This window comes from Streptomyces nigra, assembly GCF_003074055.1.
Classification (GTDB): Bacteria; Actinomycetota; Actinomycetes; order Streptomycetales; family Streptomycetaceae; genus Streptomyces; species Streptomyces nigra.
This window is the reverse complement of the sequence record NZ_CP029043.1, coordinates 6,407,416-6,429,606: the sequence shown is the minus strand read 5'-3', so window position 1 is coordinate 6,429,606 and position 22,191 is coordinate 6,407,416. Positions and strand designations below refer to the sequence as shown.

At 72.4% G+C, this 22,191-nt stretch carries 19 protein-coding genes; 6 read left to right on the top strand and 13 right to left on the bottom strand.

Annotation, left to right across the window (positions count from 1 at the left end):
• Positions 1 to 18: 18 nt before the first annotated feature.
• Positions 19 to 1,278, bottom strand: a complete 1,260-nt coding sequence (locus DC008_RS29545) for a M14 family metallopeptidase (RefSeq protein WP_108709577.1) — start codon at positions 1,276 to 1,278, stop codon at positions 19 to 21.
• A complete protein-coding gene (locus DC008_RS29540; protein ID WP_108710924.1) occupies positions 1,275 to 3,230 on the bottom strand; it encodes a Xaa-Pro dipeptidyl-peptidase in 1,956 nt (651 codons plus the stop codon). The genes DC008_RS29545 and DC008_RS29540 overlap by 4 nt, the downstream gene beginning before the upstream one ends.
• Before the next feature lie 226 nt (positions 3,231 to 3,456).
• Here DC008_RS29540 and DC008_RS29535 point away from each other — a divergent pair, with 226 nt between their 5' ends.
• On the top strand, positions 3,457 to 4,947 hold the full coding sequence (locus tag DC008_RS29535) for a M1 family metallopeptidase (protein WP_208646026.1): 1,491 nt from the start codon (positions 3,457 to 3,459) through the stop codon (positions 4,945 to 4,947).
• A gap of 4 nt (positions 4,948 to 4,951) precedes the next feature.
• Here DC008_RS29535 and DC008_RS29530 read toward each other — a convergent pair whose 3' ends face one another.
• Both DC008_RS29530 and DC008_RS29525 read right to left on the bottom strand, forming a co-directional pair.
• A complete protein-coding gene (locus DC008_RS29530) occupies positions 4,952 to 5,890 on the bottom strand; it encodes a PfkB family carbohydrate kinase (RefSeq protein ID WP_108709576.1) in 939 nt (312 codons plus the stop codon).
• 39 nt (positions 5,891 to 5,929) lie between these two features.
• Positions 5,930 to 7,366, bottom strand: coding sequence for an amino acid permease (locus DC008_RS29525; protein ID WP_108709575.1), 1,437 nt, complete (start codon positions 7,364 to 7,366; stop codon positions 5,930 to 5,932).
• 272 nt (positions 7,367 to 7,638) lie between these two features.
• Between DC008_RS29525 and DC008_RS29520 the strand changes: the two genes are divergently transcribed.
• Positions 7,639 to 8,370: a MerR family transcriptional regulator gene (locus DC008_RS29520; protein WP_108709574.1), complete on the top strand. Its 732-nt coding sequence runs from the start codon at positions 7,639 to 7,641 to the stop codon at positions 8,368 to 8,370.
• A gap of 69 nt (positions 8,371 to 8,439) precedes the next feature.
• On the opposite strand, the gene DC008_RS29515 is transcribed toward DC008_RS29520, so the two are convergent.
• From DC008_RS29515 to DC008_RS29495, 5 genes are all read right to left on the bottom strand, one after another.
• On the bottom strand, positions 8,440 to 10,620 hold the full coding sequence (locus tag DC008_RS29515; protein WP_108709573.1) for a 3-hydroxyacyl-CoA dehydrogenase NAD-binding domain-containing protein: 2,181 nt from the start codon (positions 10,618 to 10,620) through the stop codon (positions 8,440 to 8,442).
• Positions 10,621 to 10,664: 44 nt separating this feature from the next.
• Positions 10,665 to 11,879 carry an acetyl-CoA C-acetyltransferase gene (locus DC008_RS29510; RefSeq protein ID WP_108709572.1) on the bottom strand — a complete coding sequence of 405 codons (1,215 nt, stop codon included), beginning with the start codon at positions 11,877 to 11,879 and terminating at the stop codon, positions 10,665 to 10,667.
• A gap of 23 nt (positions 11,880 to 11,902) precedes the next feature.
• The gene (locus DC008_RS29505) at positions 11,903 to 13,045 is read right to left on the bottom strand and encodes an acyl-CoA dehydrogenase family protein (RefSeq protein WP_055619181.1); all 1,143 of its coding nucleotides are present in this window, start codon (positions 13,043 to 13,045) and stop codon (positions 11,903 to 11,905) included.
• Positions 13,042 to 14,190 (bottom strand): CaiB/BaiF CoA transferase family protein, encoded by a 1,149-nt coding sequence (locus DC008_RS29500; protein WP_108709571.1) that lies wholly within the window; start codon positions 14,188 to 14,190, stop codon positions 13,042 to 13,044. Before DC008_RS29500 ends, DC008_RS29505 begins: the two co-directional genes overlap by 4 nt.
• Positions 14,191 to 14,330: 140 nt before the next feature.
• On the bottom strand, positions 14,331 to 14,711 hold the full coding sequence (locus DC008_RS29495) for an MmcQ/YjbR family DNA-binding protein (protein ID WP_208646024.1): 381 nt from the start codon (positions 14,709 to 14,711) through the stop codon (positions 14,331 to 14,333).
• A gap of 91 nt (positions 14,712 to 14,802) precedes the next feature.
• Between DC008_RS29495 and DC008_RS29490 the strand changes: the two genes are divergently transcribed.
• Entirely contained in the window at positions 14,803 to 15,981 is a 1,179-nt protein-coding gene (locus DC008_RS29490) for a saccharopine dehydrogenase family protein (RefSeq protein ID WP_108709569.1), read from the top strand.
• Positions 15,982 to 15,984: 3 nt separating this feature from the next.
• On the opposite strand, the gene mmpA is transcribed toward DC008_RS29490, so the two are convergent.
• The 4 genes from mmpA to DC008_RS29475 form a co-directional block, all read right to left on the bottom strand.
• Complete coding sequence (mmpA, locus tag DC008_RS35545) at positions 15,985 to 16,131, bottom strand: morphogenic membrane protein MmpA (protein WP_164492396.1); 147 nt, start codon at positions 16,129 to 16,131, stop codon at positions 15,985 to 15,987.
• 116 nt (positions 16,132 to 16,247) lie between these two features.
• The gene (locus DC008_RS29485; RefSeq protein WP_108709568.1) at positions 16,248 to 16,943 is read right to left on the bottom strand and encodes an endonuclease V; all 696 of its coding nucleotides are present in this window, start codon (positions 16,941 to 16,943) and stop codon (positions 16,248 to 16,250) included.
• A 182-nt stretch (positions 16,944 to 17,125) separates the two neighbouring features.
• Positions 17,126 to 17,449 (bottom strand): plasmid stabilization protein, encoded by a 324-nt coding sequence (locus DC008_RS29480; protein ID WP_108710922.1) that lies wholly within the window; start codon positions 17,447 to 17,449, stop codon positions 17,126 to 17,128.
• Between the two features lie 45 nt (positions 17,450 to 17,494).
• Positions 17,495 to 18,580: a WD40/YVTN/BNR-like repeat-containing protein gene (locus DC008_RS29475; protein ID WP_108709567.1), complete on the bottom strand. Its 1,086-nt coding sequence runs from the start codon at positions 18,578 to 18,580 to the stop codon at positions 17,495 to 17,497.
• Positions 18,581 to 18,820: 240 nt separating this feature from the next.
• Here DC008_RS29475 and ssgD point away from each other — a divergent pair, with 240 nt between their 5' ends.
• From ssgD to ddaH, 3 genes are all read left to right on the top strand, one after another.
• Positions 18,821 to 19,237 carry a spore wall synthesis regulator SsgD gene (gene ssgD, locus DC008_RS29470; RefSeq protein WP_108709566.1) on the top strand — a complete coding sequence of 139 codons (417 nt, stop codon included), beginning with the start codon at positions 18,821 to 18,823 and terminating at the stop codon, positions 19,235 to 19,237.
• Positions 19,238 to 19,558: 321 nt separating this feature from the next.
• Positions 19,559 to 21,184: an ABC-F family ATP-binding cassette domain-containing protein gene (locus DC008_RS29465; protein WP_108709565.1), complete on the top strand. Its 1,626-nt coding sequence runs from the start codon at positions 19,559 to 19,561 to the stop codon at positions 21,182 to 21,184.
• Between the two features lie 164 nt (positions 21,185 to 21,348).
• The gene (ddaH, locus tag DC008_RS29460) at positions 21,349 to 22,125 is read left to right on the top strand and encodes a dimethylargininase (protein WP_055619188.1); all 777 of its coding nucleotides are present in this window, start codon (positions 21,349 to 21,351) and stop codon (positions 22,123 to 22,125) included.
• Positions 22,126 to 22,191: the final 66 nt, after the last annotated feature.

Below are 22,191 nucleotides of genomic sequence, written 5' to 3'. Positions count from 1 at the left end.
CCGCCACGCGGACCCCGTTCAGCAGCCGGTGTCGGGCTCACCCTCCGTGAGGTGGTACGGCGCACGCTCGTCCAGGAGCAGCGGGACGAGCGCGCGCAGCGGCTGCCTCAGCGGCACATAGGTGCCCCGGGTGCGCACCCCGTGGAGCGCGAGCTCGTCCGCGACCTGCGCGTACTGGGCCTCGGTCAGCCGGTAGCCGCAGGGCGGGTCCGCGATCACCTCCGCCGGTCCGGGCGGGTCGTTGTCGGCGCCACCCACGTACACCGGGCCTCGGTCGGCCCAGCCGGCGAGCCGGGCGGAGGTGGTGGCCCGTTCGACGCGCCCGCGCTCCTCGCCGGCGAACCGGAACAGCCCGCCGAGCGCCGCGATCTGCGAGCCCACCCGGCGCCGGTGGTTCAGGGCCGGGTCGTCCCGCTCGGCGTCGGTGAGGGCGTCGACCCGGCTCTCGATGAGCAGGCCCACGGCGTGCTTGACGCCGGTCATGTTCCGCAGGATGCGTTCCTGGCCGTCCCCGGCGACCTGCCGGACCGGTTCGCCGGTCACCGGGTCGGTCCAGATGCCGTACGTCCCCGTGGTGTGGCCGGCGCGTGCCGCCGCGGGGCGCACATACGCCTCGGACAGGGTGCGGGCGGCGTCGTGGACCGCGCCGTCCGTGTTGAGGTTGCGCGGCCACAGGTCGAACAGGTCCTTGTCGTAGTACGGCGGGGTGGCGCCGTACTCGTGCAGGTCGTAGACGATGTCGGGCCGTTCGTCGCGGACGACGGCGGCCATGGCGCGGCCCTCGGCGGTGGCGAGGGCGAGATGGTCGCGGTTGACGTCGACGCCGTCGCCGTTGCCGCGGGTGTCGGCGGCCCGGCCGTCGGGGTTGGCGGTGGGCACGACCAGCACGGTGGTGCGCTCCAGGAACCGGCGGGTGGCGCGGTCGTTGGCGTAGGCCAGGTCTCGGACGGTGGAGAGGCAGGCCTCGCGGCCCGACGGTTCGTCACCGTGCTGGCTGCACACCAGCATCACCTTGTGCGCGGCCCTGCGGTCCCCGATACGGACGAGCTGGAGGGGGCGGCCCTGGCCGGTGGTGCCGATCCGGGCGACGGAGACCCGGTCGCTCGCCCGGTCGACGGTGGCCAGCAGGGACTGTTCCTCGGGCTGGGTGGTCCAGCGGGCCCCGTTCGACTGCTCGAAGCCGGTGCGGGGCGGCGAGGGGGTGGCGTGGGCGGGGCCGGCCACCAGGCAGGCGGCGAGGGCGGCCCCGGTCAGGACGAGTGCTCCGGCGCGGCTCATCGGCCTCCCTCCGGAATCCGCCCGGCGCGCTGGGACGGACCCGACACCCCGTCGAGGTGCCCGGTGGGCGAGGCGCCGGGCGAGCCGGCGGTGGCGCGGGCGAACGCGGCGGCGCCGCCGACGAACGGCACCCGGGCCTTCGTGCGGGACAGGTCGAGGGTGAGGGTGGGCCTGGTCGACGGCGGGTCGATGAGGTCCTTGTCGGTGCCGGCGACGATCAGGGCGAGCCGGTGGCCGGCCGGGACGACATGGTCGGTGGCCGCCAGGTCGAGGGTGATCGTGTACGCCTTGCCCGGGGTGAGCGGCCCTCCCTGATGGGCGGAGGCGTGGTTGCCGAGGTCGGCCCAGCCGCGGCTGACGACCGTGTGCTCGACGTCGGTGGTGTCGGCGGCGGTCCGCAGGAAGCAGGCGCTGTCGCCGGTGGTGCTCGCGCCCCAGCAGTCACGGTCGGTGAGCGTGGTGACGCCCTCCCCGCTCGCGGCGTAGTCGCGGATCGTGTCGGGGCCGAGGTCGACCAGGACGGCGGACAGATGGGCCGTGGCGGTGCTCGGGGTCGCGGTGACGGTGACCCTCGAGGAGCCGGACAGCCGCAGATCGCGGGTGAGCGGGCCGGTCACGAAGCCGGCCTTGTCGGCGGTGGGGCTGTCGATCCGGGCGGCCCAGTCGGTCTCGCCGCGCCGCGGGTCGTCCGTGAACGTCTCGGTGCCGCGGCCCTCGCGCAGGCCCAGGGTGCCGACGCCGGGTTGCTCGCCGTGCGCGGGGCGCAGGGTGGTGGTGGCGGTGCCGCGCGGCGGCCAGACCGGGGAGGTGACCCACTGGTCGGGGGCGCGCTCGACGTCGGCCATCGGCTCGCGGTCGATGCCGTTGTCGTAGCCGAGGAGTTCGTGGTCGAACCAGCGGTGCAGAGTCCTCACCCACTCGGCGCGGCGGAAGTCGAACGGGTCGACGTGACCGGTCTGGGCGAGCCAGATCTTGCGCTCGACGCCGTTCTTCGCCAGGGCGTCCCACCACTGGCCGACGTGCTTCATCCGGACGTTGAGGTCCTGTGTGCCGTGGACGAGGAAGACGCTCGCCCGCACCTTGCGCGCGTCCTTGACGTAGTCGCGCTCGGTCCACAGGGGCGTCCAGTCGCCGGTGCGCGGGGCCCCGTCGACGAGCTTCTGCTGGACGGCGGCGCACTTGGCGCGGGCGTCGGGGCTGTTCACGTAGTCGGAGAGCCAGTCGGGCCCGGAGTCGTAGAGCGGGGCGCCCTGCTGGAAGTAGTAGTCGTACCAGGAGGAGATCGCGCTGATCGGGACGATCGTCTTCAGGCCTTTCACACCGGTGGCGGCGACGCCGTTGGCGATGGTGCCGTCCCAGCTCTTGCCGATCATGCCGGTGCGGCCGTTGGTCCAGGTCGCCTTGGCGCGGGTGGTGCCGGTGCGGGTCGTGTACGCGGTGGCGCGGCCGTTCAGCCAGTCGACGACGGCCTTCGCGGAGAGGATGTCGGAGCGGCCGCCGACGTCCACGCAGCCGTCGGAGCGGTTGGTGCCGGCGAGGTCGACGCCGACGACGGCGTAGCCGCGCGGCACGAAGTAGTTGTCGTAGAACAGCGGCATCCGTACGACGTCGCCGTTCGCGTCGTACGTCTTCTTCTGGCTCTCGTTGCCGCGCCCGCAGCACGAGTAGTACGGGCTGGCGTCCATGATGACGGGCACCTTGCGGCCCTGGGCGGCGGCCTCGCGGGGCCGGACGATGTCGACTGCGACCCGGTCGGGGCGGCCGTCGCGGTCGGCGTCGAGTCCGGTGTCCACCCAGACGGCCTCGCGGACGGCGTTCTCGTAGGAGTGGACGGGTCGGCTCTCGCGCGGGGCCGGGTGGGCCGTCGTGGGCGCGAGGAACGTCGCCAGGAGGGCGGCGGTGGCCGCCGTCGTGAGCGGTCTCCAGATCGTCGAGCGCGTACGGTTCGGCATGCGCGGACGGTACATCGGTCAACTCCCATGCAGAAGAGGGCGACTGACGACACGTGAGGACCGGGGTGCCCCGAGCGGCCTCGGGTGGCCGATAACCGCCCCCGGGCGGTGCGGCACGTGTCGGCCGGATGGCGATCGTGTGACGGCGGTGGCCATGGACACACCGGGGGCACAGAGGGTGAATAGGCTCCCGACAGACTTCGGTCCCCTACGACTTGGAGCTTTCGTGCACCGCAGATTCATGGCGCCGGGCGCCCTCGCGGCCGCCTCCCTGATGCTGGTGATCCCGGCCTCGGCGGCGAGTCACGCCCCTGGCGCCCCGGGCATCGGCGACCCCTACTACCCGGCCTACGGCAACGGCGGATACGACGTCTCCCACTACGACCTCCGGCTGACGTACCGGCCGGCCACGGACGAACTGGAGGGCACGGCGACCCTGCTCGCGCGTACCACGCGGGACCTGTCCCGGCTGAACCTGGACTTCCTGCTGGACGTGGGAGAGGTCCGCGTCAACGGCGCGAAGGCGGCGTTCGCCACCTCCGGGGAGCACGAGCTGGAGATCACGCCGAAGAAGCCACTGGACAAGGGCACGGACCTCACGATCGTCGTGCGCTACAAGGGTGTGCCGTCCTCGAAGAAGGCCTACGGCTTCACCAGTTGGCACCGCACCCCGGACGGCGGGGTCGCCGCGAACGAGCCGGAGGCCGCCTGGTGGTGGTTCCCCGGCAACGACCATCCGCTGGACAAGGCGACCTACGACGTCTCGGTGCAGGTCCCGGACGGCACCCAGGCCATCTCCAACGGCACGCTGCAGTCGACGAGTTCACGCCTGGGCTGGACCCGCTACAACTGGCGGTCCAGCAAGCCGCAGGCGACCTATCTCGCCACGCTCGCCGTCGGCCGGTTCGACGTGACGACGGGGACGAGCGACAGCGGCATCCCGGTGGTCAACGCGTACAGCAAGGACCTGGGGCCGCACTACGGCGCCGCGCGGGCCAGCGTCGAGCGGACCGGTGAGATCGCCGACTGGCTGAGCGAGTTCTTCGGGCCGTATCCCTTCGACGCGCTCGGCGGCTATGTGCCGAACACCAACACGGGCTACGCGCTGGAGACGCAGACCCGGCCGTTCTACAGCCCGCGGCAGTTCGCGAACGGGTCGAACACCAGCGTCGTCGTGCACGAGCTGGCCCACCAGTGGTACGGCGACTCGGTGTCCGTGAAGGGCTGGAAGGACATCTGGATCAACGAGGGCTTCGCCCGGTACGCGCAGTGGCTGTGGTCGGAGCACGAGGGCGAGGGGACGGCGAGCGAGATCGCCGCGTACACGTACGCCTCCCGGCCGGCCGACGACCCCTTCTGGACGGTGAAGCCCGGTGACCCGGGCCCGGAGAACCAGTTCCACGGGGCGGTCTACGACCGGGGCGCGCTGGCCCTGCAGGCACTGCGCGACACGATCGGCGACGACGCGTTCTTCACGATCCTGAAGGGCTGGACCGCGAAGCACGCCTACGGCAACGCGTCGGTGGCCGACTTCCGCCGGTACGCGGAGGAGGTGTCCGGGCAGCCGCTCGCTGCGCTGTTCGACACCTGGCTGTTCCAGCCGTCGAAGCCGTCCGCGGCGGTGGCGCGGGCCGCCTCGGTCGCCGGACCGCAGGCCCCGGAGCGGCCGAAGTCGTGGAAGAAGATCGCCGCGACGAACGGGGTGCACGCGCACTGACCTTCTAGAGGTCTGCGGCGCGGACGCGCAGCTCGTCCAGGCCTATCGCCGTCGTCTCCGTGGCCGGCACCGTGCAGGCGTGGGCGCCGGCGATCGTGCCGAACAGGGCGCTGCGCAGCGGTGTCTCGCGGTTCAGCCAGGCGTGCAGGAACGCGGCCGCGAAGGCGTCGCCCGCGCCGTTGGAGTCGACCACCGGCGCGGGCGGCGTGACGGCGGGCAGCCGCGTCAGCTCGTCGTCCGCGAGGACGAGGGCGCCCCGCGCGCCGGCCGTGGCGACGACGACCTCGGCCCTCCCCCGCTCGGCGATCCGGCGCATGGCGCGCTCCGGGTCGCCGAGTGCGGCGGCGGAGAGGAACACCACGTCGGCGGCGTACGCGAAGGGCTCGTGGTACGGGTTCTCCCCGTCCCAGTCGTGCAGGTCGGTGGAGAGCGTGACGCCCGTTTCGCGCAGGACGGGCAGGGCGTGCGCGCAGGGCTGGGTGAGGGAGACGTGCGCGTGGCGGCTCGCGCCGGCGAGGGCGCGCAGCGTGTCCTCGGGGAACCGGTCGTCGGAGTGCGACCTGCTGGTGTCGTACAGGGAGAGCCGGCGGCCGTCGGGCCCGACGAGATTGACGGCGCGCTTGGTTCCGGCGGGCTGCGGCACTGCGGTGAGGGGGATGCCGTGGTCGCGGTGCAGGGCGCGGACGAGGTCGCCCTCGGGGTCGTCGCCGAGGAAGTCGAGGTGGTGGGTGCGCAGGCCGAGGGCGGTCAGGGCGACGGCCACGAAGTCCCCGGTCTGCCCGGCCCGGGTCCGGATACCGCTGTCGATCATGTAGCTGTCGGCGTACGGGAGCGGCAGCTCCGGCACCCGCACGATGGTGTCGACCCCGGCGCCGCCCAGCACCAGGACGTCGATGGCGCGGCCGGCGGTGGCGTCACCCGGGACATACGTGATCTCCGACATGACGCCACCGTAGCGGCCACTACCGACAGTGCGGCCCTCCTAGGAAGCAGCCACCCGGCGGCGGACCGTGAACCAGCCCGCGACGAGCACCGCGGCGATGACGGGGATGAGGAGGAGGGTCTTGCGGCCGACCTCGGGGTCGTTGGCCATCATGCCGAGGCAGACCAGCAGGAAGGCGATCGTGGCGATCTCCGTGACCGGGCTGCCGGGGAGCCGGAAGGACGGGCGGCGCAGCAGGCCCGCCCGGGCCCGGCGGACGAGGACCAGGTGGCAGATCATGATGATCACCCAGGTGGAGATGATGCCCAGGGACGCCACGTTCAGGACGATCTCGAACGCCTTGCTCGGCACGAGGTAGTTCAGGCCGACGCCGAGCACGCAGACGGCGCAGGTGAGCAGGATGCCGCCGTAGGGGACCTGGCTGCGGTTCATCCGGGCGGTGAACTTCGGGGCGGAGCCCGCCGTCGCCATGGAGCGCAGGATGCGGCCCGTGGAGTACAGGCCGGAGTTCAGCGAGGACATCGCGGCCGTCAGGACGACGAGGTTCATCACGTCACCGGCCGCCGGGACGCCGATCTTCGACAGCACGGTGACGAAGGGGCTCTCGTCGGCCGAGTACACCGAGCCGGGCAGCAGCAGGGCGAGCAGGACGACGGAGCCGCAGTAGAAGAGGCCGACCCGCCACATGATCGAGTTCACCGCGCGTGGGACGACCTTCTCCGGTTCCGCGGTCTCGCCCGCGGCGACGCCGACGAGTTCCAGGGCGGCGTACGCGAAGATCACGCCCTGCATGACCAGGACGACGGGCATCGCGCCGTGCGGGAGGATGCCGCCGTTGTCGGTGATCACGCCGAGGCCGGGGGTGGTGCCGCCGACCTCGTGCCGGGTGGCGAGCAGGAAGACGCCGACCAGCATGAAGGCGACGAGGGTGGCGACCTTGACGATCGCGAACCAGAACTCCATCTCGCCGAAGATCTTCACCGAGATCAGGTTCACGGCCAGGACGACCGCCAGGGCGGCCAGGGCCAGCAGCCACTGCGGGATGTCGGTGAACAGGCTCCAGTAGTGCGTGTAGAGCGCGATCGCGGTGATGTCGGCGATCCCGGTCGTGGACCAGTTCAGGAAGTACATCCAGCCGGCGACGTAGGCGCCCTTCTCACCGAGGAACTCGCGCGCGTACGACACGAAGGACCCGGACGAGGGCCGGTACAGGACGAGCTCGCCGAGCGCGCGCACCACGAAGAAGGCGAAGACGCCGCAGACGAGGTAGGCCAGGGCGAGCGCGGGTCCCGCGCTCTGCAGGCGTCCGCCCGCGCCGAGGAAGAGGCCGGTGCCGATGGCCCCGCCGATGGCGATCATGTTGACGTGGCGGGCCTTGAGGTCCTTGCTGTAACCGGCGTCGCCCGCGTCCGCGGGCGTCTTGGCCGCGGGTTCGGGGGTCGCGGCCACTGCCGTGTTCACGGCGTCCTTGCTCACGGGAGGATCCACTCTCTGGTGCGCCCGAGCAGACCTCACTCGGGTTCCGGACGTACGAGCGGCCCGTGCACCGGTGCGGGCGCGGACCGACGGGGCGCCTTCCCACGCGCGAACCGATCACACGGTGGCGTGTCTCACAGAGCGTGACGTCTCCCCGGCCGGGACCGTCCGGTGCGTCACGGAAGGTGTCACGACACGAGAGGTGTTACAGCGCAGGAGGTGTTACAGCGGGGAGGTGTCACAGCATTGGTGAGACAGCGATACTGCTGCACATGACGACCGGCACCGGGGATTCGACCCTCACGATCGACGAGCTGGCCGCGCGCGCGGGGACGACGGTCCGCACGGTGCGGTTCTACGGCACCAAGGGATTGCTGCCGCCCCCGGTGCTCGGCCCCCGCCGGGTCGGGCGCTACGGACGCGAGCATCTGGCCCGGCTGGCGCTGATCGAGGAGCTCCAGCACCAGGGCATGACGCTGGCGGCCATCGAGCGGTACCTCCAGCAGCTCCCGCCGGATCTGGACGCGCACGATCTCGCCGTGCACCGGGCCGTCGTGACCTCGTGGGCGCCGGAGAGCGTGGAGACGGTCGCGCGGGCCGAGCTGGAGCGGCGGGCCGGGCGCACGCTCGGCGACACGGAGCTGGAGCGGCTGACCGCGATGGGCGTCGTCCTGGACGGCGACGGCGACACCTACCGCGTGGACCCGGGGCTGCTGCGGCTCGGGGTGCAGCTGCTGGACGTGCCGCTGTCCTCGGAGGCGATCCTCGCCTCGCGCAAGGTCCTCATCGAGCACGCGCGCGAGGCGGCGCGGGAGCTGTCGCGGCTCTTCCGGCAGGAGGTCGAGCAGCGGGCCGCGCAGGACGTGAAGTCGCTGTCCGCGTCGATGCAGCCGCTGGTGGTGCAGGCCATGCTGACGGCCTTCCAGCGGTCGCTGCGCGAGGACCTGCGGGAGTGGCTGGGCGGCGGCACCCGGACGGACGGGGAGGCACCGGCGGACGGCTGACGGCGCCGCCCGGCCGGCCGGGGTCCCCGGGCCCAGCGCCCGGGGACCCCGTATCCGAAGAGTGGGACGTCACCGTCCGTCGGTGAACGTCTCCCCCTTCTCCGCCTTCTCCACCAGCAGCGCCGGCGGCGTGAACCGCTCGCCGTAGGCCTCCGCCAGCTCGCGGGCGCGGGCGGTGAAGCCGGCCACCCCGCCCTCGTAGCCGTTGATGTACTGGAGCACGCCGCCCGTCCAGCCGGGGAAGCCGATGCCCAGGATGGAGCCGATGTTGGCGTCGGCGACGGACGTCAGGACGCCCTCCTCCAGCAGCCGCACGGTGTCCAGCGCCTCGGCGAACAGCATGCGCTCCTGCATGTCCCGGAACGGGATCTCCGCGCCCTCGCGGGTGAAGTGCTCGCGCAGCCCCGGCCACAGACCGGCCCGCTTGCCGCTCTCGTCGTAGTCGTAGAAGCCCTTGCCGCCGCTGCGGCCCGGCCGGTCGAACTCGTCGACCATACGGTCGATGACGGCCTCGGCGGGGTGCGGTGTCCAGGTGCCGCCCGCCTCCTCCACGGCCCGCTTGGACTCGTTGCGGATCTTGCGCGGGAGCGTCAGGGTCAGTTCGTCCATCAGGGACAGGACCTTGGCGGGGTAGCCGGCCTGCGCCGCCGCCTGCTCGACCGACGCGGGCTCGACGCCCTCGCCGACCATGGCCACGCCCTCGTTGATGAACTGGCCGATGACGCGGGAGGTGAAGAAGCCGCGGGAGTCGTTGACGACGATCGGCGTCTTGTTGATCTGCCGGACCAGGTCGAACGCGCGCGCGAGCGCCTCCTCCCCCGTCTTCTCGCCCTTGATGATCTCGACGAGCGGCATCTTGTCGACGGGCGAGAAGAAGTGCAGCCCGATGAAGTCGGCCTGGCGCTCCACGCCCTCGGCGAGGACGGAGATCGGCAGCGTCGAGGTGTTGGAGCACAGCAGCGCGTCCGGCTCGACGATGTGCTGGATCTCCCGGAACACCTTGTGCTTGAGCTCGGGGTTCTCGAACACGGCCTCGATGACCGCGTCGCAGCCGGCCACGTCCTGCGGGTCGGCCGTCGGGGTGATGCGGGCCAGCAGGGCGTCGGCCTTCTCCCGCGTCGTACGGCCCCGGGAGACCGCCTTGGCGCACAGCGTCTCCGAGTAGCCCTTGCCCTTGACGGCGGCTTCCGGCGTCACGTCCTTCAGGACGACCTCGATGCCGGCGCGGGCGCAGGAGTAGGCGATGCCCGCGCCCATCATCCCGGCGCCGAGGACGGCGACCTTGCGGATCTTGCGGGGCTCGACGCCCTTGGGCCGGTTGGCGCCGGAGTTGACGGCCTGGAGGTCGAAGAAGAACGCCTGAATCATGTTCTTGGAGATCTGGCCGGCCGCCAGCTCCACGAAGTAGCGCGCCTCGATGACCTGCGCGGTCTCGAAGTCGACCTGGGCGCCCTCGACGGCCGCCGCGAGGATGTTGCGGGGCGCCGGGTAGGGGGCGCCGCCCGTCTGCTTGCGCAGGTTGGCCGGGAAGGCGGGCAGGTTGGCCGCGAACTTGGGGTTCGCGCGGGTGCCGCCGGGGATGCGGTAGCCGGGCCGGTCCCAGGGCTGCTGGGACTCGGGGTGGGCGTCGATGTAGGCGCGGGCCTTGGCGAGCAGTTCCTCGCGGGTGCCCGCGACGTCGTCGACGAGGCCGTTCTCCAGGGCGCGCTTCGGGGTGTACTGGGTGCCCTGGAGGAGGACCTTCAGCAGGGCGTCGGCGATGCCGAGCATCCGGACCGTGCGGACGACGCCGCCTCCGCCGGGCAGCAGGCCGAGGGTGACCTCGGGGCAGCCGATCTTGGAGCCGGGCGCGTCGAGCGCGATGCGATGGTGGCAGGCGAGGGCGATCTCGTAACCGCCGCCGAGGGCCGCGCCGTTGAGGGCGGCGACGACCGGCTTGCCGAGGGTCTCGATACGGCGCAGCCGGCGCTTGATCGCCATGCCGCCCTCGAACAGGTCCTGCGCGGTCTCCGGGGTGACCCGGATGAGGTCGCGCAGGTCGCCGCCCGCGAAGAAGGTCTTCTTGGCGGAGGTGACGATGACACCGCGGATGGTGTCCTTCTCCGCCTCCAGCCGGTCCGTGACTACGGCGAGCGAGTCGCGGAACGCCTGGTTCATGGTGTTGGCGGACTGGCTGGGGTCGTCCAGGACGAGGGTGACGACGCCGGTGTCGTCCTGCTCCCAGCGGATGGTGGTGGATTCAGTGCTCATGTGAGGAGTGCTCCGTGTGATCCGTCGTATCCGTCGGGAGGGGGTCAGATGCGCTCGACGATGGTGGCGATGCCCATGCCGCCGCCGACGCAGAGCGTGGCGAGGCCGTACCGCTTGTCCTGGCGCTCGAGTTCGTCGACGAGCGTGCCGAGGATCATGGCGCCGGTGGCGCCGAGCGGGTGGCCGAGGGCGATCGCGCCGCCGTTGACGTTGACCTTGTCCAGCGACAGGCCCATGTCCTTGACGAAGCGCAGGACGACCGCCGCGAACGCCTCGTTGATCTCGACGAGGTCGATGTCGTCGATGGTCAGGCCGGCCTTGGCGAGTGCCTTGCGGGTGGCGGGCGCCGGGCCGGTGAGCATGATGGTGGGCTCGGAGCCGGAGACGGCGGCGGAGACGATCCGCGCGCGGGGCGTGAGGCCGTGGCGCTCGCCGACCTCCTTGCTGCCGACGGCGACGAGGGAGGCGCCGTCCACGATGCCGGAGGAGTTGCCCGCGTGGTGGACGTGGTCGATCTTCTCCACCCAGTGGTACTTCTGCAGGGCGACGGCGTCGAAGCCGCCGAGGTCGCCGATGTCCGCGAAGGACGGCTTGAGCTTGCCGAGGGAGTCGGCGGTGGTGCCCGGGCGCATGTGCTCGTCGTGGTCGAGGACGACGAGGCCGTTGCGGTCCTTGACCGGGACGACGGACCGGTCGAAGCGGCCCTCCTTCCAGGCCGTCGCCGCCCGCTCCTGGGAGAGGGCCGCGTACTCGTCGACGTCGCGGCGGGTGAAGCCCTCGATGGTGGCGATGAGGTCGGCGCCGATGCCCTGGGGCACGAAGTTGGTGTCCAGGTTGGTCATCGGGTCGTTGAACCAGGCGCCGCCGTCCGAGGCCATCGGCACCCGGGACATGGACTCGACGCCGCCCGCGAGGACCAGGTCCTCCCAGCCGGAACGGACCTTCATCGCGGCCAGGTTGACGGCTTCCAGGCCGGAGGCGCAGAAGCGGTTCTCCTGGACGCCCGCCACCGTGTCGGGCAGGCCGGCCGCGATGGCGGCGATCCGGGCGATGTCGGAGCCCTGGTCGCCGACGGGGCCGACGACGCCGAGCACGATGTCGTCGATGGCCGCCGGGTCCAGGTCCGGGAAGCGGTCGCGGATCTCGTGGATCAGCCCGACGACCAGGTCGACGGGCTTGGTGCCGTGCAGGGCGCCGTTCGCCTTGCCACGGCCGCGCGGGGTGCGGATCGCGTCGTACAGATACGCTTCGGTGCTCACAGTCAAGCCTTTCGGGGTGAGGGTCAGCCCAGCAGGGAACGGCCGATGATCTCCTTCATGATCTCGGTCGTCCCGCCGTAGATGGTCTGGATGCGGCCGTCCGTGAAGGCCCGTGCCACCGGGTGTTCGTTCATGTAGCCGTACCCGCCGTGCAGTTGCAGACAGCGGTCGGCGACGCGCTTCTGGAGCTCGGTCGCCCACCACTTGGCCATCGAGGCGTGCACGGCGTCGAGCTCACCGCGGTCGTGGTCCGCTATGCAGCGGTCCAGGAAGGTGCGGGTGACCGCGCACTCGGTGGCCATCTCGGCCACTTCGAAGCGGATGTGCTGCTTGGTCGCCAGGGGGCGGCCGAACGCCTCGCGCTCCTTGACGTACGCGGTGGTGATCTCCAGCAGGTGCTCGGCGGCGGCGATCGCGGAGACGGCGATGCTGAGGCGCTCCTGCGCGAGGTTCGTCATCAGGTGCACGAACGCGCCGTCGAGCTCGCCGAGCAGGTTCTCCTTGGGGACGCGGACGTCGTGGAAGAACAGCTCGGCGGTGTCCTGGGCCTTCTGGCCGATCTTGTCGAGGTTGCGGCCCCGTTCGAAGCCCTCCATGCCGCGCTCGACCACGAGCAGCGACAGCCCGCGCGCGCCGCCCTCGGGGGTGGTCTTCGCGACGACGATCACCAGGTCGGCGAGGATGCCGTTGGAGATGAACGTCTTGGAGCCGTTGAGCAGCCAGTGGTCGCCGTGGTCCTCGGCGTGGGTGCGGATGCCCTGGAGGTCGGAGCCGGCGCCCGGCTCGGTCATGGCGATGGCCGTGATGAGCGTGCCGTCGCAGAAGCCGGGCAGCCAGCGGCGCTTCTGCTCGTCGGTGGCGAGGCCGGTCAGATAGGGGCCGATGATGTCGTTGTGCAGTCCGAGGGCGAGGCCGGGGGTGCCGGCGCGGGTGAACTCCTCGGCGAGGACGGCGCTGTAGCGGAAGTCGTCGGTGCCGCCGCCTCCGTACTCCTCGGGGACGGCGAAGCCGAGCAGGCCCTGCTTGCCGGCCGCGCGCCAGGCGTCCCGGGAGACGACGCCGTCCTTCTCCCACTGCGCGTAGTGCGGCAGCACCTCCCTGGCGAGGAAGGCCCGCACGGTCTCCCGGAACGCGTCGTGCTCGGGGGCGAAGATCTGCCGCTTCATGCGAGGCCTTTCGTGGGTTCGGGGTGCGGGGCCGGGGCGGGCAGGTCCCAGTCGCGGGCGACGTCCGCCGCGTCGGCGCCCGGCCGCGCCGGTCCGGTGCGTACGGCGGTGGGGGTGGCCGAGAAGCGGGGTGCCGGGGCCGGCTGGGTGATGCCGCCGTGGTCGGTGAAGGTGCCGCGGGCGGCGAGGTGCGGATGGTGCGGGGCCTCGCCCAGGGTGAGGACGGGGGCCACGCAGGCGTCGGTGCCCTCGAAGACGGCCGTCCACTCGTCGCGGGTACGGGTCCGGAAGCGGGCGGCGACCGCCTCGCGCAGCTCGCCCCAGCGGCGGACGTCCGTACGGGCGCCGATGTGCTCGGGCAGGCCGAGCAGGGTGACGAACTCCTCGTAGAACTGCGGCTCGAGGGCCCCGACCGCGATGTACCGGCCGTCGGAGGTCTCGTAGGTTCCGTAGTAGGGGCAGCCGCCGTCGAGGAGGTTGGCGCCGCGCCGGTCCTGCCAGCCGCCGGCGGCCAGCATGCCGTGGATCATCGCGGAGAGGTGGGCGGTGCCGTCGACGATGGCGGCGTCGACGACCTGTCCCTCGCCGGTCGCGCGCGCGTGGTGCAGGGCGGCGAGGAGGCCGACGACGAGGTAGAGGGAGCCGCCCGCGTAGTCGCCGAGGAGGTTGGCGGGGACGACGGGCGGTTCGCCGGGGGCGCCGATCATGCCGAGGGTGCCGGTGAGCGCGATGTACCCGATGTCGTGGCCGGCGCGGTCGGCGAGCGGGCCGTCCTGGCCCCAGCCTGTCATCCGGCCGTAGACCAGCCGGGGGTTGCGGGCGTGGCAGTCCTCGGGACCGACACCGAGACGCTCGGCCACGCCGGGGCGGTAGCTCTCGATGAGCAGGTCGGCGCGTTCGACGAGGGCGAGGACGCGGGCGGCGCCGTCGGGGGCCTTGAGGTCGACGATCACCGAGCGCTTGTTGCGGTTGGTGATGTCGTGGGCGGGGTCGATCCCCAGGCCGGGGCCGCCGGGGCGGTCCACCCGGACGACGTCCGCGCCCAGGTCGGCGAGGAGCATGGCGGCGAACGGGCCCGGCCCGATCCCGGCCAGCTCGACCACGCGCACGCCGGTGAGCGGGCCCTGTCCTTCTGTCGTCCCCATCCTGCCCTCACTTGCGTGTGACACAACTGCTGTAACACCAGCGATGCTAAGAAGGTGCGCCGGTCGGCACAAGAGCAAGCGCTTAGAAAGTTTGCCGCCGCTCATAGCCACCGGCCCGGCCACCGGGCCGCCCGGCACGGTCAGCGCGCGTCGAGCTCCGCCGTCAGCCGTTTCGGGGCGATGACGCGATAGCTCTCCTCCACCCACTCGCACAGCAGCCCGGCCGCCGGGGCGCCCGCCGGCTCCAAGGGCACCCGCACCCAGCCCGACCGGCCCAGCCCGTATCCGGCGGGCTCCGCGCCCGGGCTGGTCAGGGCGTGGGCGTGGACCGCCTCGTCCGTCAGCTTCACCGTCACCCCCAGGGGGTAGCCGCTGTCGGGGGCGCCGAGGAAGACGAACACCTTCTTGCTGACCTTCGCCACGGTGTCCCCCCAGGGGAAGTCCTCCGTCGCGCCGGGCAGGCCGAGGGCGAACTCGCGCACTTTTTCCCACTTCTTCAGGGCAGTCCTGGGCACGGTCACGCCCTCACCTCCGGGCTCGTCGTCGGGCTCCGCGTCCCTCACGCTAGCCTCGGCCACCGACAACGGCGCGTGGTGCGGAACGAGGGGTGTCATGAGCAGGCTGAGCAGGTCGGATCGTCCGTACGACATCGTGCTCTTCGGGGCGACGGGGTTCGTGGGGGTGCTGACCGCGGAGTACCTCGCCGCGCACGCGCCCGAGGGACTGCGGTGGGCGATCGCGGGGCGCAGCAAGGCGAAGCTGGAGGCGCTGCGCGCGGCACTGCCGGACGCGGCGGGGGTCGACGTGCTGGAGGCCGACGTGGCCGACCCGGCGTCGGTGCGCCGGCTCGCCGGGCAGGCGCGTGTCGTGGCCTCGACGGTCGGGCCGTACGTGCCGTACGGCGAGGACCTGGTCGCTGCCTGCGCGGACACCGGCGCCGACTATCTCGACCTGTGCGGCGAGCCGGAGTTCGTGGACCTGACGTACGTCCGGCACGACGCACGCGCGCGCGAGACGGGCGCCCGGCTGGTGCACGCCTGCGGGTTCGACTCGGTCCCGCACGACCTCGGGGCGTACTTCACCGTGCGGCAGCTGCCGGAGGGGGTGCCGCTGACGGTCGACGCCTATGTGACGGCCGACGCCGCCTTCTCGGGCGGTACGTTCGCCTCGGCGCTCGGCCAGTTCGCGCGCGGCCGCCAGATGGCCGCCGCCGCCCGGGACCGCGCCCGGCACGAGCCGCGCCTGATGGGGCGGCGGGCGCTGGCGCCGACGGGGGCGCCCCGGTTCGCCGGGGAGGTCGGCGCGTGGGCGCTGCCGCTGCCGACGATCGACCCGCAGATCGTGAAGCGGTCCGCCCGGGCGCTGGAGCGCTACGGCCCCGACTTCCGCTACCGCCACTACGCGGCCGTACGGCGGCTGCCGATCGCGGTGGGCGGGGTCGCGGCGACGGCCGCCCTGCTCACGGCGGCCCAGTTGCCCCCGGCCCGGCGCTGGCTGTCCGACCGGCTCAAGCCGGGTGAGGGGCCGGGCCCGGCGAAGCGGGCGAAGAGCTGGTTCTCGGTGCGGTTCGTCGGCGAGGGCGGCGGGCGGCGGGTGTTCACGGAGGTGGCCGGGGGCGACCCGGGCTACGGCGAGACGGCCAAGATGTTCGCCGAGTCGGCGCTCTGCCTGGCCTTCGACGAGCTGCCGGAGACGGCCGGGCAGGTCACCACGGCGGTCGCGATGGGCGACACCCTGATCGAACGGCTGCGCGCGGCGGGCATCACGTTCCGGGTGGCAGCCACGCGCTGACCCTCAGACCGGCCAGCTCACCAGCGTCCAGACCATCCCGACGATCCACCCGAGCCCCGCGAGCACCCCCACGACGAGCGCGGCCGTCACGGCCCGCTCGACGGGACGCTCGGGATCGGCAAGCGGCTTGTGCGCACGGTGAGTCGTCATGCACCCCACCCTGCCGAGCCCCCTGGGACGACCACATCCGTACGGGTACTCAGTCGGGCTACTCAGTGTTCACGTCCGGCGGGGAGTCCGGCTGCACGCCGGTCCCAGTCCTCGTCCTACCCGGAGGCCGTCGCCTCCTTCAGAGCCCGGCGGCACAAGGTGTCCGCGTGGCGGGTCGTTTCCGGGAGGCGGTACTTGGGGGTCAGGGTGAGGACGTGGGCGCGGGCCGTGGGCAGGGTCGTGCGGTGGCCCACCGAGACGAAGACCGGTTTGACACCGTCCCGGGTTCGCAGGGCGCTGCCCACCTCCTCGGAGCCGGCCAGGAGTGGGGTGGCCGAGCCGCGTCGGGTGGCCGGGGCGTCGTAGGTGAAGGTGAAGGGGTTCTTGGCGACGCCGATCGTGGGGAGGCCGGTGAGGACGCCGAGGTGGCTGGCGAGGCCGAAGCGGCGGGGGTGGGCGAGGCCGTAGCCGTCGCAGACGACGAGGCCGGGCGGGCACGGCAGGGCGTCCAGGGCCGCCAGCACCGTCGGCAGCTCGCGGAAGGCGAGCAGACCGGGGACGTACGGGAAGGAGATCCGCCCGACCGCGGTGGACTCGGCGACGACGTCCAGGGTCGCCGCGTCCAGGACGACGGCCGCCGCAGCCACCACGTCCCGCTCGTCGTCGTAGGCCACGTCCACCCCGGTGACATGCCCGGTGCCGGGCGCCGGGCCCGGTTCGTCGAGCACGACCCGGCGCCGCAGCTCGTCCTGGACGGCGCGGGCCTCTTCCTCGGTCGCGGGCCAGCCCGCGGGCACCCTCACGGTCGTCATGCGGAGAAGCGTACGAGCGCGGTGATGACCCCCGTGACGGCGGAGGCTGGTTGGCCGTCGCGGGGGTCGGTCCAGGGGGGCGAACGACGGGTCGTGTGCGGTGCGTTCGCCCGGTCACCGGGTCCGTCGCCAGGAGGACGGGGCCCGGACGCGCACGGCCCCGTGGGACGCGGCGCGCAAGCTCACTTGCCCAGTGCCTGCTTGAGCTGGCTCTTGTTCATGTCCGAACGCCCGTGGATGTTCTTCTTCTTCGCCTCCTCGTACAGCTGGTCCCGGGTAGGGCCCTGCGGCCCCTTCCCGGACCGCTCGCCGCCCCGCTGCCCCGAGGACTTGTCCTGGATCGAGGTGCGGCTCGCCGTCCTGGACTCACCGGAGCGGGCACGCTCCTTGTTCACCGTCCGCGAGGCCATCTCCTTGGCGCGCGAGGGGCTCTCGCCCCGGTCCTGGGCGCTCTTCTTGATGTGCTCGTACTGGCGTTCCCGCTTCTGGCTCGAACCGGCCGGCATGGTCATCTCCTCTCGCCGTCCGGTTCCGGGTACCCCGATTTCGTCTCATCTCTCCAGCCGCGCGACCCTGCCCTTCTCGCCGGCGGCCCAGCAGCCTCCGTCGGGCGTGCAGTCCACCGTGTCGAACGAGCCGGTGTCGACCGTCCGCCAGGTGCGGCCGCCGTCCGTGGTCAGGTCCGTGCCGGTGGGGCCGACCGCGAGGGCGGCGGAGCGGCTGTGCGGCAGCCAGGCGACGCCGGAGCGGTAGGCCGGCGGGGGCGTGCCCGCGGGACGCCAGTGCCGTCCGCCGTCGCCGGTGCGGGCGGCGGCCCGCGGGGAGGGCCGGTCGGGGCGGTAGTCACCGCCGACCGCGAGGCCGTGCGCCCGGTCGCGGAAGGCGAGCGCGAACACCCCGCGGGCCGGGTCGCCCGCCGGGATGGGCGCGTCGGCGGCCGTCCAGGTGAGCCCCCGGTCGGCGGAGTGCAGCACACGCGCGCGTGCCGCCCCGCCGGTCGCCAGCCAGACGTCCTTGCCGCCGGCGGAGGTCAGGCACTGCCCGCTCGCCGCGAACCCGGCCTCACCCTCCAGCGCGGGCGGCATCCCGGCGTCGGGCAGGACCGTCCACGAGCGGCCGCCGTCCTTGGTGGACAGGATGCGGAACCGGCCGTCGACCGGGTCGCTCATGGCCAGGCCGTGGTGGTGGTCGAAGAAGGTCATGCAGTCGTAGAAGGCGCGTGCGTCGGTGTTGCGGAAGGTCTCCGTCCAGGTCGTGCCGCCGTCGTCGGTGCGGTACACCCGGGACGCCTCGCCCTCGCCGATGGCCAGCGCCACGGCACGCCGCGCGTCGAACGCCTCGACGTCCCGGAACTGCAGCTCCCCGGCGCCCGGCGGAGACACGTTCCGCCAGTTCCGCCCGCCGTCGGTGGTGCGCAGGACGGTGCCCGCGGTTCCGGCCAGCCACGCCGTGCTCCGGCTGACCGCGGCCAGCCCCCGGAAGCGCACCTCGGGCGCGCCGCTGTCCTTCACTTCCCAGTGCGGCTGCCGGCCCCGCGGTTCCCGCGCCTGCGCGGGCGCGGCCGTCAGCGCGGCCAGCACCGCCCCGCACACCGCCGTCGCCGCCAGAGCCCAGCCCGTACGTCCCGGCCGTCGCATGCTCCCCGTACGCCTCATGGCGCGCGAAGCTAGTCCACCGTCATCCCCGCGTCCAGACCGCCTCATCGGGCATGGACGACCTTCCGGGCACGGCGGGGCGAAGGCGGCACCCCGCTGCATGAAGGCGGTGACAGAGGTCACTCGCCTTCCGGGTGCACGGAATGGCCGATTCCATCGTCTCTACAAGTGCCGTCCCCGCCCGCCCGTATCTCCGTCCCGCCGTCACAAGGGAGCAAGGCGTTGTCCACCGTCATCGAGCAGCCCGTAGAGGCCCGCCTCGTCGCCGCCGCGCCGCGGATGCAGCGCATCCCCGCGACCCTGCACTACGACCGGCGCGACCCGTTCGCCATCCGTATGACCTTCCCGGCCCCCGCCACCCTGGAGGGGGTCGAGGTCTGCTGGGCCTTCAGCCGGGACCTGCTGCTGGCCGGCCTGGAGGAGCCCCAGGGCGACGGCGACGTCCGCGTGCGGCCGTACGGCTACGACCGTACGGTCCTGGAGTTCCACGCCCCGGAGGGCACCGCCGTCGTGCACATCCGTTCGGGCGAGGTGCGCCGCTTCCTGCGCGCCACGAGCGAGCTGGTCCCCCTCGGCCTGGAGCACCTCCAGCTCGACATGGACCGCGATCTGGCGGAGCTGATGCGCGACGCCTGCTGAGGCGGGCCGCCGCCGGGCCCCTCGTGAGAGCTCAGCACCGCGCCTCGTTATTCCGTTGACACCGTCGGCAGCCCCTCGTACGGTGTACAGCGGTCCTGTTGCCGTCGATTGGAGAAGGACGTTGCTCGTCTGAGGTCCTGAGACACCGCGTCACACCACACGTGTGTGCACGCAGCGTGCGACCTCGGCGTTCGAGCCGTCCCAGCCGTCCTCACGGAACAGGGCTTTTCCATGCCCAGGGCCTCTCACCGCCCGTTGGTCGCCGGTGTCTCGATACGCGTTTGCCCTTGAAGATCCGAGCAACCGCGGAGGCGCCCCCTCATGTCCACTTCCATCAGCTGTACCTCCCTGTCCTTCTCCTGGCCCGACGGCTCCCCCGTCTTCGAGGCCCTGGACGTCGCGTTCGGTCCCGGCAGGACCGGGCTCGTCGGCGTCAACGGATCGGGTAAGTCCACCCTGTTGAAGCTCATCGCCGGTGAGCTGACCCCGGCCGACGGCGTCGTGCGCGTCACGGGCGAGATCGGCTATCTGCCGCAGAACGTCACCCTCGACACCGCGCTCCGGGTCGACCAGGCGCTCGGCATCGCGGGGAAACGGGCCGCGCTGCACGCCATCGAGGCGGGCGACGTGGCCGAGGAGCACTTCGAGACCGTCGGCGACGACTGGGACGTGGAGGAGCGCGCCCTCGCCACCCTCGGCGAACTCGGGCTCGGCCATGTCGAGTTGGACCGCACGATCGGCGAGGTGTCGGGCGGCGAGTCGGTGCTGCTGCGGCTGGCCGCGCTGCTGCTGCGCCGCCCGGACGTCCTGCTCCTGGACGAGCCGACCAACAACCTCGACCTGTACGCCCGTCGGCGGCTCTACGCGGCCGTCGAGTCCTGGCCGGGAGTGATGGTGGTGGTCAGCCACGACCGTGAACTCCTCGACCTGGTCGACCAGATCGCCGATCTGCGCTCCGGGGAGATCAGCTGGTACGGCGGCAACTACTCGGCGTACGAGGTGGCTCTCGCCACCGAGCAGGAGGCGGCCGAGCGCATGGTGCGGGTCGCCGAGGCCGACCTGAAGAAGCAGAAGCGCGAACTGATCGACGCCCAGGTCAAGTTGGCCCGCCGCAAGCGGTACGGCCAGAAGATGTGGGACCAGAAGCGTGAGCCGAAGATCGTCATGGGGGCGCGCAAGCGGGCGGCGCAGGAGTCCGCCGGCAAGCACCGCATCATGCACGAGGAGAAGCTCGCCGAGGCCAGGGAGCGCCTGGGCGACGCGGTGGACGCCGTGCGGGACGACGACGAGATCCGCGTCGACCTGCCGTACACGGCCGTCCCCCCGGGCCGGAGCGTGCTCGCGCTGCGGGAACTGGAGGTGAGCTACGGGGCACGGGTGCCCGGCGGTCTCGATGTGCACGGTCCGGAGCGGATCGCGCTGGTCGGGCGCAACGGCGCGGGCAAGACGACGCTGCTGCGGACGATCGCGGGTGAACTGGCGCCGGTGGCGGGCGAGGTGACGGCCCATGTGCCGCTGCGCTTCCTGCCGCAGCGGCTGGACGTCCTGGACGACACGGTGTCCGTCGTCGACAACGTCGCCCGGTTCGCGCCGGGCGCCGGCAACAACCGGATCCGGGCGCAGCTGGCCCGCTTCCTGTTCCGGGGCGCCCGCGCGGACCAGCTCGCGCAGACGCTCTCGGGCGGCGAGCGGTTCCGGGCGGCGCTGGCCGCGCTGATGCTGGCCGAGCCCGCGCCACAGCTGCTGATGCTGGACGAGCCGACGAACAACCTGGACATGGCGAGCGTGCGGCAGCTGACCTCGGCGCTGGAGTCGTACGAGGGGGCGCTGATCGTGGCCGGCCACGACCTGCCGTTCCTGGAGTCGATCGGCGTCACGCGCTGGCTGATGATCGAGGAGGGAGAACTGAGGGAGACCACGCCGGAAGCCCTCGGGGATCCCGCCTAGCCCGCAAGGCCGTGCCTCTCCCGAGACCTGCCCCCGTGCGTCTCAGGAGGGGCACGACCTGGCCACGGGGGGTTTTCTACGGACGGGTAACCCCTGCATGATGGCCGTCCGGCGCTCCCTGCATCATGGGCCCGGAACCTGCCACCGATCCGAAAGATCCCGTCGTGCCCAGCAAGAAGGCCCTCATCCGCCGCCCCGGCCCGCGTCTCGCCGAGGGGCTGGTCACCCATGTCGAGCGGGCGGAGGTCGACGTCGACCTCGCGCTCGAGCAGTGGGAGGCGTACGCGGAGGCCCTGCGCGCGCACGACTGGGAGACCGTCGAGGTGGACCCGGCCGACGACTGCCCCGACGCGGTGTTCGTCGAGGACACCGTCGTGATGTACCGCAACGTCGCCCTGATCACCCGGCCCGGCGCCGAGTCCCGGCGGCCGGAGACGGAGGGCGTGGAGGAGGCCGTCGCCTCGCTCGGCTGCTCGGTGAACTGGATCTGGGAGCCGGGCACCCTGGACGGCGGCGACGTCCTCAAGGTCGGCGACACGATCTACGTCGGCCGGGGCGGCCGTACCAACGCGGCCGGCGTGCAGCAGCTGCGGGCCGCCTTCGAGCCGCTCGGGGCCCGGGTCATCGCCGTACCGGTCAGCAAGGTGCTGCATCTGAAGTCGGCCATCACGGCACTGCCCGACGGGACGATCCTGGGCCGTATCCCGCAGCTCGACGTGCCCTCGCTGTTCCCGCGCTTCCTGCCGGTGCCGGAGGAGTCCGGGTCGCATGTGGTGCTGCTCGGCGGGGACCGGCTGCTGATCGCCGCGAGCGCCCCGAAGACGGCCGAGATGCTCGCCGATCTCGGCCATGAGCCGGTCGTCGTCGACATCAGCGAGTTCGAGAAGCTGGAGGGATGTGTGACATGCCTCTCGGTGCGGATGCGCGATCTGTACGCCTGACGCGCTGAGCGCGTCTCTCGTCCGGCCCTGGGACCTGCGGGTCCCGGGGCTTTTCGCATTCCGGGC